Genomic DNA, 17344 nt, shown 5'->3' with positions numbered 1-17344 from the left:
GTTCATCATGCCAGGCCTTGTGCCGGGCATCCAGGTTCTTCTTTCGTCAGCAAGACGTGGATGGCCGGGACAAAGCCCGGCCATGACGAGTGGAAATGCTGCCGCCTAACAATTATGCCGCCGTCATCGTCTCCTTGACCTTGGCAATCAGCGCACTGAGCGCGAAAGGCTTCGCCAGGAAAGCGAACTGCTCGTTTTCCGGCAGACTCTTGTCGAACGCTTCTTCCGCGTAACCCGACACAAAAATGATCTTGAGGTTGGGATTGCGCACCCGCATTTTCCGCAGCAGGGTCGGCCCGTCCATTTCGGGCATAACGACGTCGGAGACCACCAGATCGACAGCACCGTCCTTCTCGTCGAGCGCTTCCAGTGCTTCGATGCCGTTGGAAGCCTCGATCACGCTGTAGCCGCGCGAACGCAGGCCACGCGCATTGAGCGAGCGCAACCCCTCCTCGTCTTCCACCAGCAGGATGGTGCCCTGCCCGGTCAGATCGGTATTCACCGGCTTGGCTGTTGAGGACGGCTCCTTTGCCTCGCCGAGAAGGCCGGGCGACGCCGGCAGCGCCTCGGCCTGGGGGTGATGGCGCGGCAGGAAGATACGGAACGTCGTGCCCTCGCCCGTTCTGGAGTCGACGTAGATGAAACCGCCGGTCTGCTTCACGATGCCGTAGACCGTGGACAGGCCGAGCCCGGTACCCTTGCCTACCTCCTTGGTGGAAAAAAACGGCTCGAAAATCTTGTCGACGATATCGGGCGGAATGCCGGTGCCGGTGTCGCTGATCTCGACGAGCACGTAGTCGGCGGGCGGCAATCCCTTGTGGCCGAACGTCGCGACCTCCGCGGCCGCGACGTTCGTGGTGCGGATCGCGAGCTTGCCGCCGTCCGGCATGGCGTCGCGCGCATTGACCACGAGATTGACGATCACCTGCTCGAACTGCGAGACGTCGGCCTTGACCGGCCACAGGTCTCGGCCATGAACGACGCCGGGGAAAGTGACCTTTTCGCCGATCAAACGTTTCAGCAACATGCCGATGTCACTCAGGGTGTCGCCGAGATCGAGCACCTTCGGCTGCAAGGTCTGCCGCCGCGAGAACGCCAGCAACTGCCGCACCAAAGCGGCAGCGCGATTGGCGTTCTGCTTGATCTGCATGATGTCCTGAAAAGACGGATCGGTCGGCTTGTGCGCGTTCAGCAGGAAGTCGTTCGCCATCATGATGGCGGACAGAACATTGTTGAAATCATGCGCGATGCCACCGGCGAGCTGGCCGACCGACTCCATCTTTTGGGATTGATTGATCTGGCTCTCGAGCGTGCGCCGCTCGGTCGTCTCGAGCATGTAGACGATCGCGGCTTCCGCATCGTGATCGTCCTCCACCGCGGTGACGAAGAACTGCCCCCACCGCTCGCGCGCGCCACTCAACATCACTTCGACCGGCGGAATATCACCCTGCCCGTCCGCCGCGGCGAGAATCGCCGCGCTCAGTTGGCCGCGATCGCGCTCGTTGACAGCGGCGAGAATCGACCTGGCGACGGCGCCGTCCGGACTGAGGCTTTGCGCGAGCTTCGCAAACCGCGCATTGGCGCGACCGACAACGCCGGACTTATCGACCGTCGCGATCGCCATCGGCGTGTGGTCGAAGAAGCGCATGAAGCGCACTTCAGCCGCCCGCTGCGGATCGACGCGTTCGTCGCGGGCGCGGCTGACCACCAGCGTCCGCGACGGCCCCGGCACGCCGTCGGCGCCGAAGGCCAGCTTATGATACAGGCGCGCCGGCATGGTCTTGCCGTTGCGCATCCGCAGATCGATATCGAAGACCTCGGTGCGGACTTCGCCAGGCGCGGCGATGATCGACGTCAGCAAAGCCGCGCCGTCTCCCGAAACGATGTCGGTCAGCTTCAGGCCCCCCGAACCGATCTCCGCCAGATCGTGATCCAGCCAGTTGGCAAGCGTGGCATTGACATAGACGAGATCGCCTGACTGGTTGACAGAGAAGAAGCCGCACGGCGCATGATCGAGATATTCGATCGCATGGCGCAGTTCCTGAAACACATCTTCTTGCCGCTCGCGGTCGCGGGTGATGTCGGCGATCGACCACACGGCGTATCTGGCGTACCGCTTCGCCTGTGCGAGCGGGCGAACCCGCAATCGCAGCCAGCGACCGTTGGTGCCGTCGGCGGCGGCCACGCGCACCTCTTCCTGCTGGCGCTTACCCTCCCGCGCCGCCTTCAAAAGACGGAACACCGCTTCGGAAACATCAGGGTTGCCGATGAATACGCGCTCCACCGGCCGCACGTCCTGCATCGACGCAGCTCCGGTCAGGGTGAGATATGCGGAGTTGGCATAAACGATGTGCCCGCCGGAATCGGTGACGGCGATGCCGTCGAAGGCATGATCGGCTATCGGACGCATCAGCGGATCATCGACCGTGCGGTCCGCGAAGCGAACGATCCCGGCCGCGAACGCGAACAGCGTGAACAGGCCGACCATCGCCAGCAAGGCCAGCAGCGCCAGAATATAGGGCTGGGCTTCGGTACGCCCCAGCGCCATGAACGCCACGGCGGCCGTGACGATCGCGCCCGCGACCAGCAGGACCAGGAGGATGCTGCCGCTCCGCCGCGCCGGCTCCTGCCCGACCTGCGGTGAATCGATGTCGGGATCTGGCGTCATGGAATTCGGCGGGGCCTGTCGCGGCGGGCGCGGAATGCGCCTGCGCCGGGTCCTGAGTGCCTGAATCGGGGCCCGCAGCGCAAGCGCCTCATTGGGTTCATTTCCCGCCATTTTCGCTGCCCCGATGCTGTTCCCATTGCCCGCTGGCCGGCCTCAAACCCGGCGTCCCGAAAGGCCGCGCTTCAACCCCATGACGTAACCGATGATTTCGGCCACGGCGTGATAGTGCTCGACCGGCACCTCGTCGTCGATCTCGACGGCGGCGTACAGCGCACGGGCCAGCGGCACGTTCTCGACGACCGGAATGTCATGCTCGCGGGCGATTTCCCTGATCTTGAGCGCGATGTTGTCCACGCCCTTGGCCACGCAGACCGGGGCGGACATGCCGCGTTCGTAAGACAACGCGACCGAATAGTGCGTCGGATTGGTGATGATCACCGAGGCCTGCGGAACAGCGGCCATCATGCGCTTCTTCATGCGGACATGGCGCAACTGCCTGATGCGGGCCTTGATATGCGGATCGCCCTCCGACTGCTTGAACTCCTCTTTCATCTCCCGCAGCGACATTTTTTGCCGTTCGAACCACTGCCGGTACTGAAACAGGTAGTCCGCGATCGCCACCAGCGCGAGCATCACGATCACCGCGCCGAGCAGTTGCAGCGTCAGGCTCTTCGTGATTCCGAGAAGGGCGTTGGGATCGAGCCGCACCATGGCGTCGAGCCGCGAGCGTTCCGGCCAGAGCACCGCCGTCATGACCGCGCCGAGCGCCAGCACCTTGAACAGTCCCTTGGCGAAGTTCGCGGCGGCCTGCTTGCCGAAAATCCGCTTGGCGCCGGACACCATGGAAATCTTGCTGAGCTTCGGCTTGAGCGTTTCGCCCGACCAGACGAAGCGGTGCTGAATGACGTTGCCTGCGACGGCTGCCATCATCAGCAGAAGCAGCGGCACGCCGAGCGCGGCGGCAAGGCGGTATCCGATCTGCTCGGCCAGCGCCAGAAGGCCGGGTCCGTCGGTCCGGATCTGCCAGGAATTGGCGATCAGGTTGCGCAACGGCAATTCGAATCCGCTTCCGATCGAGCCTGAAAACGTGGACAGCACCAGCGTCGCGCCCGCGATCACGAACCAGGTGTTGACCTCCTGGCTCTTGGCGACATCGCCGCGCTCCAGCGCATCGTCAAGGCGCTTTTGCGTCGGATCTTCTGTTTTCTCCGTATCGTCGCTCTCGTCGGCCATCGCAGGTTCTCAGTTCGACGACGTCAGGTCTTGCATCACGCCGATCAGATAATCCATGTAGGTTCCCATCATGGACGCCAGCACGGCGGCGAAGATCATGAAGCCGATGAAAATCGAGAGCGGCACGCCGACGAAATAAACCTGCATCTGTGGCATCAGCCGCGCGAGCACGCCAAGCCCGATATTGAAGACCAGCCCGAACACCAGAAACGGAGCCGACAGTTGCAGGCCGATCTTGAAGGCGCCGGCAAAAGCGCGCGTCGCCAGCGCCGCCACGTCGCCGCTCGGCATCAGTTCGCCCGGCGAGAATATCTTGTAACTGTCATTCAACGCGGCGATGACCAGATAGTGGGTGTCGGTCGCGAACAGCAGCGCGATTCCGAGAAGGGTCAGGAAGTTGCCCATCAACGCGCCTTGCTGGCCCTGCGTCGGATCCACCGATGTCACAAATCCAAGCCCGAGCTGCTGGGCGATGACCGAGCCCGCCACATGCAGGGCCGCGAGCGTGACGCGCGCCGTAGCGCCCAGCACCACGCCGATGATGATCTCATGCACCAGCAGGACCGCCAGCGGTGCGACCGACTGCATGTCGACGTGATAGGCGGCGCGATGCAGCGGCAGGATGATGAAAGTCAGAAGCAGAGCGATGGCGAGTTTCACCCGCACCGGAATGTAGCCCTCGCCGAAGCCGGGCAACAGCATCACCATCGCGCCGACGCGGGCGAAGACCAGCATGAAGGCGGCGCCAAGGGCGGGCAGAAGCGAGATATCGATGCGCATCTCGCGCAACCATGCATCAGCCGCCGATGATTCGCGATGAAATCCGCAGCATTTCGGCGTGCAGCGCGTCGGCCATGAACGGCAGCGCCAGAACCAGCGTCACGAAGATCGCCAGTATCTTCGGTACGAACACCAGCGTCTGCTCCTGAATCTGCGTCAATGCCTGCACCAGCGAAATCGCGACGCCGACGATCAGGCCAACGCCCAGCAATGGTCCGGAAACCAGAACGATGGTCCAGATCGCGTCGCGCGCGACATCCAGGGTTTCAGCGCCGGTCATGACACACCTCTTTTCGATCAGATCAGGAATGATGCAATAGCAGCGCGCGCACCTGCTCCCCGCGCGGAGATAGGTAAAGCAGGGCTTCAAGGTTCGACATGAGGAGTCTCAATCAGATCGGCATCCTCATGATGTCTTCATAGGATTGGATGACGCGGTCGCGCACCGAGACCAGCGTCGACACCGCGACGTCGGTATCGGCGACCGCTGTCACGACGTCCATCAGGTTGGCCTTGCCCGACGCCATCGCCACGGTCTGCGCGTCGGACGCGCGCCCCGCTTCCACCACGCCGCCGAGCACATCCTTCAGCACCGCCCCGAACGAGGGACCATCGCCACCCGGCGCCTTGCCGGCGACGGCGCCAGAATCCATCATCCTCGCGAGGCTTGCATAGGCGTTTGCTGCGACTGTTGGCGATGCCATGGCCAGATTCTCCGATCAGGACTTGAGGATGTCGAGTGTGCGCTGGATCATCCGGCGTGTCGCGCTGATGATGTTGAGGTTCGCCTCGTAGGACCGCTGCGCGTCGCGCATGTCGGTCATCTCCACCAGCGGATTGACGTTCGGATACTTGACGTTGCCGCTGGTGTCCGCGGCCGGATTACCCGGCTCGTGCTTGATGCGGAACGTCGACGTGTCAGGCCTCACCCGGCCGAGCGTCACCACTTTCGCATCGAGCGCACGATCGAGAGCGGAGGAAAAGGTCGGCACCTTGCGACGGTACGGATCGCCGCCCGGCGCCTGCGCGGTTGAGTTGGCGTTGGCGATGTTTTCCGAGATCACCCGCATCCTTCCCGCCTGCGCTCGCAGGCCGGACGTCGCGATGCTCATCGATCGCATGAAGTCGGCGCCGTTGTCTGCCATGATGCGATATCCTCCCGTTCAACCGTGCGTCACGCCTTGCCGGCGGCCATCTTCAGAAGCCGCAGGCTCCGGCTGTAAAGCGAGGCCGCGGCGGCGTAGTCCATCTGGTTGGCCGACACCTGGAGCATCTGATCCTCAAGACTGACGGCGTTGCCCGCCGGACGGGTCTGAAAGCCGCCATTTCCATTCTGTCCGAAATGCGCGGACGCTCCGGAACCGGCCATGCTCTGGCCTGCCGTGGTGCGGGTCATCGCCAACGTCACGCCGCTCGAAGCATTGCCGCCTTGCGCGTCGAACGTCGGTTCCACGAGATCGTGCGGCCTGAAATTCGGCGTATCGGAGTTGGCGATGTTTTCGGCCAGAACACGCTGGCGCTCCTGATGCCACTGCATCCGGGTGCGCAGCGCCGCCAGGGCGGAAATATCGTTGAGGGGCACGGGCGTCCTTGCTCCTGCCTCGGGACGGTGCGCCGCCGAGGTAGGCAGAATTTGCCTCCCTTATGGTTAACGACAGGTTAAGAACGTCAAGGCCGGCGGTTCCCGCCCGAACCCGGCTTTTCCCCTCAAGCGCGTACGCCGGCCTTCAGTTCGGTGGGGATTACGCACCACCGATGCGTTAACCACCCTTGTTAACCGGAACGCGCAACGCGCAGAAGTTGTTTTGGTCTGGTCGATTCATAGGTTATTAAGGGTTTATTCAAGGTGGTCAGCGGCAGCTTTTGCCGCGCGGGTTTAACAGACTGGGCCAAGCCTCGATCGTTACGGTCTCGATTGCTACGGTCTCGATCCTAACGACTCGATCCTAACGACTCGATCGTCACGGGAGGGATGCCGGAAGGCGTTCAACGATCCAAAGCTGGAACTAAGGCGCTTTCTGTCAGGGGCACAACATGCAGGCAGTCACATTCGTCATTGCATTCATTGTGGTCCTGGCGCTGATCGCCGGGGCTGCGTGGCTCGTGCGGCGATTCGCGGGAGATCGTCTGGGCGTCAACGCCAATCGCGGACGCATGCCCCGCCTGGCTGTCATCGATGCCGCCGCGGTCGACGGACGCCGGCGCCTGGTTCTGGTGCGCCGGGACAATGTCGAGCACCTGCTGATGATCGGCGGCCCGACCGACATCGTCGTCGAGCATAACATCGTGCGCGCCGCTCCCGGACGCGATCAGGCGCCGCAGCGCCCGCTGCCGGGCAGTGAAACGCCGAGGCTGCCGCCGCTGGCGGAGACGGGATGGACAGAATCCGACAGCACGCGTTCCATTCCCCCCGATCATCCCGAGCCTACGGAGCCGGAGCTGCCACGCCCGGCCCCCCGTCCAGCCTTCGCCGATACCGTGCGCAAGCCGGTCGCCGCCGAGCGCCGTAGCGACCCGCTGGCCGATTTCACCCCCGAGCCCATGAGCCGGACCGACATTCGCGGCACCCGCCCCGCCCGACAAGAGCCGCTGGTGCCGCGTCCAGCTCCGGCGCCAGCTCCACTTCCTCCCGCGTCGGACGCGGATCAAAATCTCGCGGAGATGGCGGAACGTCTCGAAGCCGCGCTCCGCCGCCCGACGGGCGGCAAATCTCCACCCGCAACGCCCGTGACTTCCGAACCCCCGCCTCGTCCGCGCGGCTCGGAATTCTCGCCTCCACCCGCATCCCGTAGCGAACCGCCACCGGTCGCTCCACCCGGTCCGAAGTCCGGGTTCGAGCATCTTGAGAACGAGATGGCGTCCCTGCTCGGGCGCACGAAGTCCCCTTCGTGAGCGCGGCGACCCACCCGCGTAGAGTTTCATTCTTTCTCATTCTGATCACCGCCGGATCGCTCACCGATCCGGCGTTGGCACAGGATATCAGCATCAATCTCGGCGGCGCCGGCAATGGCGGCGTCACCGAGCGTGCGATACAACTGATCGCGCTGCTCACCGTCTTGTCGATCGCGCCGTCGATCCTGATCATGATGACGTCGTTCACGCGCATCGTGGTGGTGCTGTCACTGCTGCGTACCGCGCTGGGCACGGCGACCGCGCCACCCAACTCCGTCATCATCGCGCTTGCGATGTTCCTCACCGCCTTTGTGATGGGACCGACGCTGCAGAAATCCTACGACGAGGGCATCAAGCCGCTGGTCGCCAACGAGACCACGGTTGAGGAGGCGCTGCAGCGCGCGTCCGTTCCGCTGCGCGGCTTCATGCAGAAGAACGTCCGGGAACAGGACCTCAAGCTGTTCATGGACCTGTCCGGCGAGCCGCCGCCGGCTACGCCCGCCGATCTTTCGCTGCGCATTCTGATGCCGGCCTTCATGATCTCCGAACTTAAACGCGCCTTCGAGATCGGGTTCCTGCTGTTCCTGCCGTTCCTGATCATCGATCTCGTGGTGGCGTCGGTCCTGATGTCGATGGGCATGATGATGCTGCCGCCCGTCGTGGTCTCGCTGCCGTTCAAGCTGATCTTCTTCGTGCTGGTCGATGGCTGGGCGCTGGTGGCCGGCAGTCTGGTGCAGAGCTACGGGACCTGAGCTAACCCGATTCGACGGGATGAAATTCTACTCATAGTCGAGAGTGAATTGGTTCCAGGCGCATTGTTTAAGCCAACGCCTGTTTAGAAGAAGATTTGCGTAGCGAGATAACCATAGATGGTGTCGCCCCCATCTGGCGCGTTGGGCGCATCCCTCAAGAATCTGCCTTTGACAAGGTAGGCAGCCCCGGTTTCGAGCAAAATGGCATCCGGGATGAGCCAATACCGCAGGCGAGCCTCTATCTGGTGGCCGGCGAAGCGGCCGGATTGACCTGAGCGATCGCGTAATTGTGTTGCGCCGAAGACGTCGGTGGCGCTATCCAGCCAGATCGCGCGGTATGTAACGAACGCATCCCAGATCGAGCTCGGCGTGACGTAAAGGCGCACAGCCGGCGTGATCAGATTCGCACGCGTCATCGGCCCGTACAGACTCGGCGCATTGTATTCACGGCGAACGCCGAACAGACTGTCGAAACGGTTGAAGGTGGAGGGGTTGCCGTTGTCGCCACTGGCGTGATCGTATATCAGCGACAGCCGTGGGAGCCACGGCACAGCAAACGTGTAACCCGTCTCCGCATGAACGAAATAGGCTGAAACATCAAGGTCGCGCGTGTCGGTGACGGCGGTCGTCGCCCGGGCCAGACCCGCCTGATAAACACCCTCGAATTCATAATCGAACCTCCCGGGCTTCGCGCCCCGAAACAGCCGGGCGCCTGGAGTGAACAGCCGGCGGTTACGGGTCTGCATCGAGTTCAGCAGGCTCGTGCCTGAATCCTGTTCATACAGACCGTAGCCAAAGAGCTCCAGCGATCCGCCAAATACATCAGCAAAGGTATAGGAGCTGCCGTAAAACTGAAGATCCGGACTCTCCCGGTCATACTCGACCGCGTTATCGCGAACGCCCTGCGCATCATCAGGCAACCGGATGTGCGGCATGGTCCAGAACACGGTCCAGCGGTCCTTGTTCGCACCCTTCCAGTCGTAGGAAACACCAGTGTAGGCGTTAGTGTTGTTACGATACTGCTGACGCGACATATAACGACGCGAGCCGACGTCTTTCGTGAAGCGACCGGCGGTGACGCTGCTCTTCGATCCATCGCCTGTGACGTCGGAAAGATCGAAGTTGAGATAAGCCTGCGTAAGCTCGAAAGCATTCACGTCGAGGGCGGAGACCACCGAATTATTCTTCTGGAAGTAGCTGCGGGCATCCAGGATTTCCCCGCCGATCTTCACATTGTGTCCGGTATCGTACTCGGCGAATATCGTACCGAAAAGCATGTTCGCGAATTCATCGCGCGGAAAAGGCGCTGGACGAAAAGCGTTGGCGACTCCTTCTGCGCGGGAACGAAACGTCCCGCGGATCGTGAAGTTGTCGGGCCGTCCTAGTGCATCATAGAGTGAGAACAACGGCTTTGACGTGCTCGGCTTGAACTTGGGCCATATTTCCGGCTGCGGCTGGGTGCCTCCGTTACGGCCATTGGTATGGCTCGGATCCCCCTGTGCCTGTACCTCAGCATGGGATCGAGGTTGCGCCTGCGCAGGACTCGAAGCGATGGCGACAAGCGGAATGGCCGACAGCAAAACCAGCCTTGCCGTCATGTCGAAAACAACGCTCTTCATCAAACTCATTACCAACTTCCCAAGTTGCTCCGCGGCATTGATTCAGATCCGCGAAGCACAACATTCGAAACCAAGTTTCACGCAGTCCTCAATCAAGGCAGCCGTCCGCGAATGCCGCACACCTCTCCTCAACAAGAGACGTGCGCGGCCGCCCAACGGCAACGATTTGAATTAGGGCGACTTGTGATGCTCCAGGCCAAAGCCTTGATATAGCTATCGGTATATGCCGCGCTTGTTTGGTGTCAACACGCGGACAGCATCAGGCAAAACATAAGTATGCTCATGACTCGAACATCCGCGCGGAAAGAAAATCACCAGCGCTTGAAGGCGGATTCTCAGAATTCTGTACCACCTTGTGGTCGCGCTCGGAGTCTCGGTCGAAGGCAAACCTGATGCGGGTTATCATTGTCTTCACGCAAGACCGCGCTCGATAACGATCGATAAAGATGAAGATGTCGAAGCCGCTGAAGCCCGCGCATCAGAGTCAAAGAACAGCATCACTCAATTTCAACTTCGTCAGGAGTGAATGAGGGATGATCATAGATGCACAGATGCGGTTTCATAGAAATTTATACCGCCTTGCGATTTCGATCAGGATACCGATCGAAGGCAAGCTTAACGTCGATCGTCATCGCTCTGTCGAAGGCTCGAAATCTACTTTGTTTCCGGCGAATCGGAAGCAAAGCTCCGGATTGTTCTTCCGACGCATTACCTTACGCGAACTGGCGGCCATCCAGGCCCATCCCAAGGACAAGTTTCATTCGATAACACTGTAGCGCCTGATAACATTCGATCGCAAAGGATGACCGGCTCGGTTGCGTCTTCCGACATCTGGTTTCGCCGGCACGAGTCATCCCGTCCGCGCCGAAGACGACAGCAAACGATCCAGTCAGCGCGATGCCTCGACGCGCTTCGAGCCGACGATCTGCCGCAGCGTACCGGTCGGAGATGGATCCGTCTCCGCTTCTTCAGGCGGCGGCGCATTCGCCGACGCGCCGGAAAAACGCGAGTTCATGTCGCGCAGGAAACCGCTCAGCGTATTCACTTTGGCCGCCATCCGGGCGATCTGTTCGAACTCGGCGCTGTTGCTCGCCGCCGGCTTGCTCGCGGTATCGAAGGCGAGTTTATCAGCGCCGCCGTTCATCAGCGGCGCGTATTTTTCACGGAAGCGCGCGAGCCCGAGCACGTCTTCAGAGAGAGCGTAGCCGATCACGGCGCGGATGATGTCGCTCTTTTCGTCCTGGGTCAGGGGCGTGAGATCGCGCCATCGCTCGCCGTAGTAAAGCTCGACCTGCTCCGACGCCTCGCGCCAGCGCCGTGACGCCCAGTAGATATCGGACCGCAGACGTATGGCCTCACGTCCATCGAGGTTGAAGATGATGTCGAGCGCGAGATCGCGACGGCCGATGTCGCTCTCCGCGCGCGCCTCGAGCAGCAGACGCTGCTGGCGTAGCGCTCCGGCGAGATCAGCGATCCGCGTCGTGCGAAGCGCGGCGATTGCACGGTCCGGCTTACGGTTCATCAGGTAGATCGTCGCCAGCCGGGCGGCGACCTGCGCGCGCGCCGCGCCCTCCAGGCGGTGATCGACCTGATACTGCAGGAGTTCGCCCGCCTGATCGAGCAGATCGAAGGCGACCAGACGATCGGCGAGCCGCCGGATCATCTCGTCGCCGCGACGGCCGATCGGCGTCAGGTCGCGAAAGTCATAGAACATCGCCAGCGCGTCGACCGGCGGGAGATTGTCGCCTTTGGTGCTGAGAAAGAGCCTGGCGAACAGCGCCGATGCGTCATCCTGGATCTGGCGCGACATCGCGGAGTCCGGTTCCAGCCGCGTGGCCGTTCTTGAAACCGCCAGCGCCTCCGCATAGCGGCCGGCGTCGACGTAGAGCGCCATCAGCATTTTCAGCGTCTGCACTTCCAGCCTGTCGCCACGCCACATTACCGACAGCGTTTCGAGATCGCGCAGCGCATCCTCCGGCTTGATCTCCTTCCGCTTCTGTCGCAACGCAATGTCGTGAATCTGCGCCTCGGTCGCGGCTTCGCGGTCGGATGACGCCATCACCTCCCTGTACTGGGCAAGCGCCTCCTTCTCGCGCCCGAGCGCTTCCGACAGCCGCGCGCGCATCACCGTAATCCGGGGCTTCAACTCGTCGGGAATGCCGAGGGCGTCGAGATCGGTGCTATGCGAAGCGACGCCGGAAAAATCCCCGACCTCCAGCGAGGCCCGCATCGCAGCGGTGACAATCAGGCGCTGCAGATCGAGCGGCAGCACCGATATGGCGAAATGAGCGTTCTTGAACTTCTCACGCGCCTCCGCCCACTTCTGCTGCCGCGCGAGCGCCAGCGCCTTCCAAAGTTCAGAATCGTAACTCGCTCCGATCGCCGGAGTGGCGAGATCCCGCATAGCCGACGCCGTGTAGTTGGTCAGCGAACTCGCGACCGAATGGATGATCAGCAGAACCGGATCCTGCTGACCGGGATTCGTTTCGGACAATGCGAGGTCGAGAACCGCCCGGGCTTCGTGATGGAATCCGCGCGCCATGTAGAACCGGGCAAGATCGATCCGCGCCGCGGCGCGCGCGTCATCATCTCCGGCCGTTGACGCTGCATCGACCAGTTCATCGAGCCGTTCAAGGAAATCGGCTTGGCTGTCCTTCCGCCATTGCGCGACATCGAAGATCGGCTGTGCCGCGGCCGATGCGCGTCCTGGCGCGGCATTGACCGCCGACAGGGTAAGGCCGCCCTGCCGGGTCACCGTAACCTTGTCGGTGGCGACGTCGACGGCGATATCGTCGGACTTCGGTTCGATCACGACGCCATGGATCGACTCGCCCAGCGAGAACTCCACGAACTGCTGACGCCTGATCAAGCCGCGCGCCGGCGGCAGCGCGGTCACGACCATCAGAGCATTCCCCGAGTCGGGATCGACGATCCGGTGCAGCCTGCCCGCGCCTGCGAGCGGCACGGTGACGCTGGCGTGAGCCCGATCGACGACGTTGCGCTGCGCGGAGAGAGCCCGCGACGGTTGTTGCACGGCATCCGCAAAGGTCAGGATCCAGTTCCGGCCCGCCGCAGCCGATGTTGGTGCGTCTGTGTCTGCGGGCGCAAGGGAAGCCAGTTGCGGGCTGGTCAGGCGGATACGAATGGCCTGTCCGCTGTCCAGGGGACGACGGTCGATGTCGGTGATGAGCGACCCGCCCTCTTTCCGGATCGCGTTGATATCGACAGGCTGCTTGGAGTCGAACAGCAGCCACACCGCATCGGCTCGCCGAAACAGCGCCGCCGGCGCAGGCGCGCCGAAGCCGAGCGTCAGACGAAAGCCTTCGGTGCGCCTCTCGGCGTTGAGGGTCGCTGCGTCATTTGCGATTTTCTCCTTTAATGCCGGAATAGTCGCAGGCTCTGACGCCGCAGCAGCCTTCGCGGGTTCCTGCTTGACGGATGTGGGCCTGGCTTTCTGATCGTCCGCCGGCCGGGCTTCCGAAGCGATTTCCTTTGAAGGGACGATCTCGGGCGCGGGCGTTGCTTCGGCCGCCACCGGCTTATCGATCCGAGGCGGAACAGGCGCGGGAGTCGCGGCGACGACCGGCGCGGCTTCGGACATTTTCGCAGCCGGCACCGGTTTGACATCAGCCGTCGAAGGCTTGACCTTCTGCGCGGCCCGCTCCGCAATCACCCGCGAGGCCGGCGGCGGAGTTTCAGCCGCCGCCTTCCCGGCGGCATCGACCTGCGGCCGCGCCTCGGTCGACGCGAGCGGCGCCGGCAGTACCGGTTTGCCGGTCTGCTGAAAGCCGATATCGACTATGTAGTTTTTCTCTTCGCGAAAGGAATGTACATCGACATCGCCGATCAGCTTGATGTCGATCCTCGAACCCTCGCCTTCGACCTTCTGCGCGATCTGCTCGACATTGGCGGGCGCCATCAATTTCGCATCCGCCAGATCGAACGTCAGCGCCGGCCTGAACAGCAGCACAAGCTTTTGTTCGTTGAGCGCGGAGGATACGCCGGCGCCGTCGGGCAACTCGAAAACATATCGCACAAAGGTCGGCTGCACCGAGGCGCGCACGCGAACCGGCGGACGCTTCTTCGCCGCTTCGAGGCTGCGCTGTTCACGCAGCGCGCGCTCGGCCGCGCGGGCGCGTTCCGCCAGTTCCCGAACCACCTCCTGCGGCAATCCCGGCGGCGGCCCCTTCCAGCCGTCAGGCATCAGATCGACGAATACGCGCTCGCCGGCGGTCATTGTGTTGACAGTGACGTTGCGCGCGAGCGCCAAACGAATGGCCGAACCATCCGGATCGCGGCGCGCCGAAGCGACATAGTCCGGCACCGCGACCGCGATCCTGCCGACGGGAATATCCACCGGCCGCTTGAATCGGATCACAAGAACGGCGCCCGCCACCGTCACCTCGGAGTCGACGTCATCATTAAGTTTGAGAACGAGGCGCGCAAAACCGTCCGCAGCCGAAAAACTTGCCTCTCCCCGAACCGCCTGCGCGCGGCTTGCATCGGGAAACGCAGCCAGCAGCAGCACGGCCGTCAGAAGGACTGGACCAAAGCCGCGCCTAAGCCGCCGCGCGCATGCGCGCCCAGGGGCATGATCCCGAAAAGTGGAGAACCCGTTTTCGGACAAGATCATGCTCAATCAAAAGACAGAGCGTGAGACTGATTCAACGCCGTTGAACCAGACCCACGCGACCAGCATCGAGCGGCAGTCGTCCTTGCCATTCTCAGATCGTCTCTCGACTCGAATCCATCACCGGACGCTTCGTACGCCGGTGAGACCGAACACTAGGAGCGCGACATTAAGGGGCTGTTAAACAAGGATACTAATTGCGCCCCTGCGGCGTCAGCCTGCCCTCGATCTTCGGAAGATTGGAAGCGGAGGTCGCGCCGCCGCTGGCCTGGCGCGCCAGTTCAACCGTCAATCGCTCGGCGGCCTCAGGCGACATCTGACCGAGAATATCGGACATCTTGCGCGGCGCGATCTTCGAGGCGATCTCGAACAGGACCGGCATTTCCAGCCGGTCAAACACCTTAGCCGCTTCCTTCGGCTTCATGTTCTCGTACATCGTCACGAGACCCTTGAAGCGCGCAATCTCGGCCTCGTTCTTCTCCGCGGTCGCGGTCGCGATCCGCGCCTCGATACCCTTCATCTGCTCGACGCGGCCCTGGATACGCTGCTCGGCGGCCCTCAAGAGACTTTCACGAATGTCGATTTCCCGGGCGCGCGCTTCGAGTTCTTCCCGCCGGCTCTGAAGGCGCTCAAGAATGGCCCGCTCCGATGGCGAGACCGTCTGGCCCGGCTCAGGGAGGATGATCGCGCCCGCCTTCGCTGTTCCCGGCGTGCCGACCGCGGGCCTGGATTCCTCATTCTTCGGTTCGTCCTTCGCGGCATCGTCCTTGCCGGCATCGCCTTTCTTCGCCTCAACCGATCCGGTGATGTCGGCCGCATCCGGAGTCCCTCCCGGAAAATTCAGGTTCTCCTGCGCCCAAGACTGGCCGGCCGAAGCCGGCTGGACATCGAAGACATAGCCGCCGTCGATCACGAGCCCCGCGACCTTGAGCACCGCGAGGCCGAAGACCGCGACCATGACGACGGGAATGACTCGTATATCCCTGAAAGCACTCATGCAGCGAGACCGTTTGCCCTTCTGCGTTCGGAAAACGCGCGCGCCGCGTCGGCGACGGAGCGGGCGTCGCTCGTCACGGCCTCCGGCTCCGGAGCCGTCGGCGGGCGCGCCGCAAGCGCGATCCTGGACAGCCGTCGCATGAGAGCGTCGCCCTCCGCCAGCTGCTTGGCCAACTGACGTGACAAATCGGTCGCCGACGCGATCTGGTTGCCGAGATTGTCGTTGACGTCGCGCACGGTGTGCTTCAGTCCGCCGATGGCGCGCTCGGCGATCTCCGTCGCCGTGATCAGTTCGCTGATCGTCGCCTTCAGCGACTGTTCATCCGACCTCAGCCGCTTCAGCCGCTTGTTCAGCAGCATGCAGTAACCGATGGTCAGTACGAGAAGAACCGCGACAAGACTCTCGATCACTAGTCCGAAAGAGTGGTTCATTGGGCCTCCATCATCTTGGTCTGCTCGTCCGCTCTTTCAAACATGGCGAATGTCGTGCTCGGTTTGCGCAAATGCCGCGATACGCGAATGGCGACGCGGTCGCCGACCCGTCCCATGCGGCCCTCGGTGAGCGTAACGCTGCCGCAGCGGACCGCCACCGATGCATCGGGACGCATTTCAAGCGGGAGCGTATCGCCGACCTTCAGGGTCATGAGTTGCCTGAGCGGAATTTCGGCCTCGTACAAAACGGCGTCGACGGCGATCTGCGCCTGCGCGATCTCGGTGGCGAGGTGGCTTTCCCAGATCGGATCCCGGCCGAACTTTTCACCCATGAACATCTGCAACAGGACGTTGCGGATCGGCTCAATGGTGGCATAGGGCAGCAGCAGTTCGATGGTGCCGCCGCGATCTTCCATATCGATCCGCAGCCGGACCAGAATAGCGGCATTGGCCGGGCGCGTGATCGCCGCGAACCGCGGATTGGTTTCAAGGCGGTCGATCGAGAACGACACCGGCGAAAGCGGACGGAACGCCTGCTCGGCGTCGGCCAGCACGACCTCCACCAGCCGCTTCACCAGATTGGTTTCGATCGTCGTATAGGGCCTGCCTTCGATGCGGAGCGATGACTGACCGCGACGACCGCCCAGCAGGACGTCGATCATGGAGTAGATCAGACTGGAATCCACCATCGCCAGTCCGAAATTCTCCCACTCCTCGGCCTTGAACACGCTGAGCACCGCCGGCAGGGGTATCGAGTTCAAATAGTCGCCGAAGCGGACCGAGGTGATGCGGTCAAGGGAGACCTCGACGTTGTCGGAAGTGAAATTGCGCAAGGAGGTCGTCATGAGCCGCACCAGGCGGTCGAACACGATCTCCAACATCGGCAGGCGTTCATAAGACACCATCGCGGAGTCGATGATCGCCCGGATACCGGAATGGTCGTCGAGATTGATCTCGCCGACGCTGAAGCCGAGCAGGCTGTCGATCTCCTCCTGTGACAGAACCCGCTCGCCGCTGTTCTTGCCGTTGCCGAAATCACGGCCGCCGTCGTCGACCATGGCGGCCCATTGCTCCGCCATCGCCCCCGTGAGTTCATTGGCGGCAGCGGACTTCGCGGCTTCGTCCGGATCCCCGGAGTCGAGCGAGGCTTCCCACTGGGCCGCGATTGCATCCTGATCGATCTGATCGCTGTCGTTCGCCATGATCCCATTCCGGCGCAAGAGTGTGATTCAACTGCGTTGAATCAGGCTCCAGCCTTAACTTTTGATCGAGCATGTCTTCTCCGAAAACCGGCCTCCACTTTTCGGAAAAAATGCTCTGGAGATGATTGTCCGGTCATTTT

General features: G+C 62.5%; 16 protein-coding genes. 4 read left to right on the top strand and 12 right to left on the bottom strand.

Features of this window, described 5'->3' with window-relative positions; genetic code table 11:
- Window positions 1-112: 112 nt before the first annotated feature.
- The 7 genes from cckA to flgB all read right to left on the bottom strand — a co-directional run bounded on the left by cckA (window position 113) and on the right by flgB (window position 6263).
- Window positions 113-2668, bottom strand: a complete 2556-nt coding sequence (gene cckA, locus NWI_RS05860) for a cell cycle histidine kinase CckA (RefSeq protein ID WP_041345435.1) — start codon at window positions 2666-2668, stop codon at window positions 113-115.
- Window positions 2669-2821: 153 nt separating this feature from the next.
- Window positions 2822-3901, bottom strand: coding sequence for a flagellar biosynthesis protein FlhB (flhB, locus tag NWI_RS05855; protein ID WP_011314430.1), 1080 nt, complete (start codon window positions 3899-3901; stop codon window positions 2822-2824).
- 9 nt (window positions 3902-3910) lie between these two features.
- Window positions 3911-4681: a flagellar biosynthetic protein FliR gene (fliR, locus tag NWI_RS05850; protein WP_011314429.1), complete on the bottom strand. Its 771-nt coding sequence runs from the start codon at window positions 4679-4681 to the stop codon at window positions 3911-3913.
- A 16-nt stretch (window positions 4682-4697) separates the two neighbouring features.
- Entirely contained in the window at window positions 4698-4961 is a 264-nt protein-coding gene (gene fliQ, locus NWI_RS05845) for a flagellar biosynthesis protein FliQ (RefSeq protein WP_011314428.1), read from the bottom strand.
- Window positions 4962-5073: 112 nt separating this feature from the next.
- Entirely contained in the window at window positions 5074-5385 is a 312-nt protein-coding gene (gene fliE, locus NWI_RS05840; protein WP_011314427.1) for a flagellar hook-basal body complex protein FliE, read from the bottom strand.
- A gap of 15 nt (window positions 5386-5400) precedes the next feature.
- Window positions 5401-5826 carry a flagellar basal body rod protein FlgC gene (gene flgC / locus NWI_RS05835; protein WP_011314426.1) on the bottom strand — a complete coding sequence of 142 codons (426 nt, stop codon included), beginning with the start codon at window positions 5824-5826 and terminating at the stop codon, window positions 5401-5403.
- A 29-nt stretch (window positions 5827-5855) separates the two neighbouring features.
- Window positions 5856-6263: a flagellar basal body rod protein FlgB gene (gene flgB / locus NWI_RS05830; protein ID WP_011314425.1), complete on the bottom strand. Its 408-nt coding sequence runs from the start codon at window positions 6261-6263 to the stop codon at window positions 5856-5858.
- Between the two features lie 452 nt (window positions 6264-6715).
- Between flgB and NWI_RS05825 the strand changes: the two genes are divergently transcribed.
- Both NWI_RS05825 and fliP read left to right on the top strand, forming a co-directional pair.
- Window positions 6716-7573, top strand: a complete 858-nt coding sequence (locus NWI_RS05825) for a flagellar biosynthetic protein FliO (protein WP_011314424.1) — start codon at window positions 6716-6718, stop codon at window positions 7571-7573.
- Window positions 7570-8325, top strand: coding sequence for a flagellar type III secretion system pore protein FliP (gene fliP / locus NWI_RS05820; RefSeq protein WP_011314423.1), 756 nt, complete (start codon window positions 7570-7572; stop codon window positions 8323-8325). The genes NWI_RS05825 and fliP overlap by 4 nt, the downstream gene beginning before the upstream one ends.
- Window positions 8326-8408: 83 nt before the next feature.
- On the opposite strand, the gene NWI_RS05815 is transcribed toward fliP, so the two are convergent.
- Window positions 8409-9953 (bottom strand): alginate export family protein, encoded by a 1545-nt coding sequence (locus NWI_RS05815; protein ID WP_011314422.1) that lies wholly within the window; start codon window positions 9951-9953, stop codon window positions 8409-8411.
- Here NWI_RS05815 and NWI_RS17885 point away from each other — a divergent pair.
- Together NWI_RS17885 and NWI_RS05810 are read left to right on the top strand one after the other, a co-directional pair.
- Complete coding sequence (locus NWI_RS17885; protein ID WP_187148053.1) at window positions 9892-10119, top strand: hypothetical protein; 228 nt, start codon at window positions 9892-9894, stop codon at window positions 10117-10119. The two genes, NWI_RS05815 and NWI_RS17885, sit on opposite strands and share 62 nt — an antisense overlap.
- Before the next feature lie 358 nt (window positions 10120-10477).
- Entirely contained in the window at window positions 10478-10720 is a 243-nt protein-coding gene (locus tag NWI_RS05810; RefSeq protein ID WP_011314421.1) for a hypothetical protein, read from the top strand.
- 113 nt (window positions 10721-10833) lie between these two features.
- On the opposite strand, the gene NWI_RS05805 is transcribed toward NWI_RS05810, so the two are convergent.
- From NWI_RS05805 to fliM, 4 genes are all read right to left on the bottom strand, one after another.
- The gene (locus NWI_RS05805) at window positions 10834-14577 is read right to left on the bottom strand and encodes a tetratricopeptide repeat protein (RefSeq protein ID WP_011314420.1); all 3744 of its coding nucleotides are present in this window, start codon (window positions 14575-14577) and stop codon (window positions 10834-10836) included.
- Window positions 14578-14767: 190 nt separating this feature from the next.
- A complete protein-coding gene (locus NWI_RS05800) occupies window positions 14768-15571 on the bottom strand; it encodes a MotE family protein (protein WP_011314419.1) in 804 nt (267 codons plus the stop codon).
- Complete coding sequence (locus NWI_RS05795; protein WP_011314418.1) at window positions 15568-16002, bottom strand: DUF6468 domain-containing protein; 435 nt, start codon at window positions 16000-16002, stop codon at window positions 15568-15570. Before NWI_RS05795 ends, NWI_RS05800 begins: the two co-directional genes overlap by 4 nt.
- Window positions 15999-17204: a flagellar motor switch protein FliM gene (gene fliM, locus NWI_RS05790; RefSeq protein ID WP_011314417.1), complete on the bottom strand. Its 1206-nt coding sequence runs from the start codon at window positions 17202-17204 to the stop codon at window positions 15999-16001. The genes NWI_RS05795 and fliM overlap by 4 nt, the downstream gene beginning before the upstream one ends.
- Window positions 17205-17344 lie beyond the last annotated feature (140 nt).

Origin of the sequence: Nitrobacter winogradskyi Nb-255 (assembly GCF_000012725.1) — a bacterium.
GTDB lineage: Bacteria > Pseudomonadota > Alphaproteobacteria > Rhizobiales > Xanthobacteraceae > Nitrobacter > Nitrobacter winogradskyi.
The sequence above is the reverse complement of the archived record's forward strand: the minus strand, read 5'-3'. Positions and strand labels throughout refer to the sequence as shown.

Coding starts and splice junctions, on each gene's coding strand:
- cckA (WP_041345435.1), bottom strand. CDS start 2,668: ATGACGCCAGATCCCGACATCGATTCACCGCAGGTCGGGCAGGAGCCG.
- flhB (WP_011314430.1), bottom strand. CDS start 3,901: ATGGCCGACGAGAGCGACGATACGGAGAAAACAGAAGATCCGACGCAA.
- fliR (WP_011314429.1), bottom strand. CDS start 4,681: ATGCGCATCGATATCTCGCTTCTGCCCGCCCTTGGCGCCGCCTTCATG.
- fliQ (WP_011314428.1), bottom strand. CDS start 4,961: ATGACCGGCGCTGAAACCCTGGATGTCGCGCGCGACGCGATCTGGACC.
- fliE (WP_011314427.1), bottom strand. CDS start 5,385: ATGGCATCGCCAACAGTCGCAGCAAACGCCTATGCAAGCCTCGCGAGG.
- flgC (WP_011314426.1), bottom strand. CDS start 5,826: ATGGCAGACAACGGCGCCGACTTCATGCGATCGATGAGCATCGCGACG.
- NWI_RS05825 (WP_011314424.1), top strand. CDS start 6,716: ATGCAGGCAGTCACATTCGTCATTGCATTCATTGTGGTCCTGGCGCTG.
- NWI_RS17885 (WP_187148053.1), top strand. CDS start 9,892: ATGGCCGACAGCAAAACCAGCCTTGCCGTCATGTCGAAAACAACGCTC.
- NWI_RS05815 (WP_011314422.1), bottom strand. CDS start 9,953: ATGAGTTTGATGAAGAGCGTTGTTTTCGACATGACGGCAAGGCTGGTT.
- NWI_RS05810 (WP_011314421.1), top strand. CDS start 10,478: ATGATCATAGATGCACAGATGCGGTTTCATAGAAATTTATACCGCCTT.
- NWI_RS05805 (WP_011314420.1), bottom strand. CDS start 14,577: ATGATCTTGTCCGAAAACGGGTTCTCCACTTTTCGGGATCATGCCCCT.
- NWI_RS05800 (WP_011314419.1), bottom strand. CDS start 15,571: ATGAGTGCTTTCAGGGATATACGAGTCATTCCCGTCGTCATGGTCGCG.
- NWI_RS05795 (WP_011314418.1), bottom strand. CDS start 16,002: ATGAACCACTCTTTCGGACTAGTGATCGAGAGTCTTGTCGCGGTTCTT.
- fliM (WP_011314417.1), bottom strand. CDS start 17,204: ATGGCGAACGACAGCGATCAGATCGATCAGGATGCAATCGCGGCCCAG.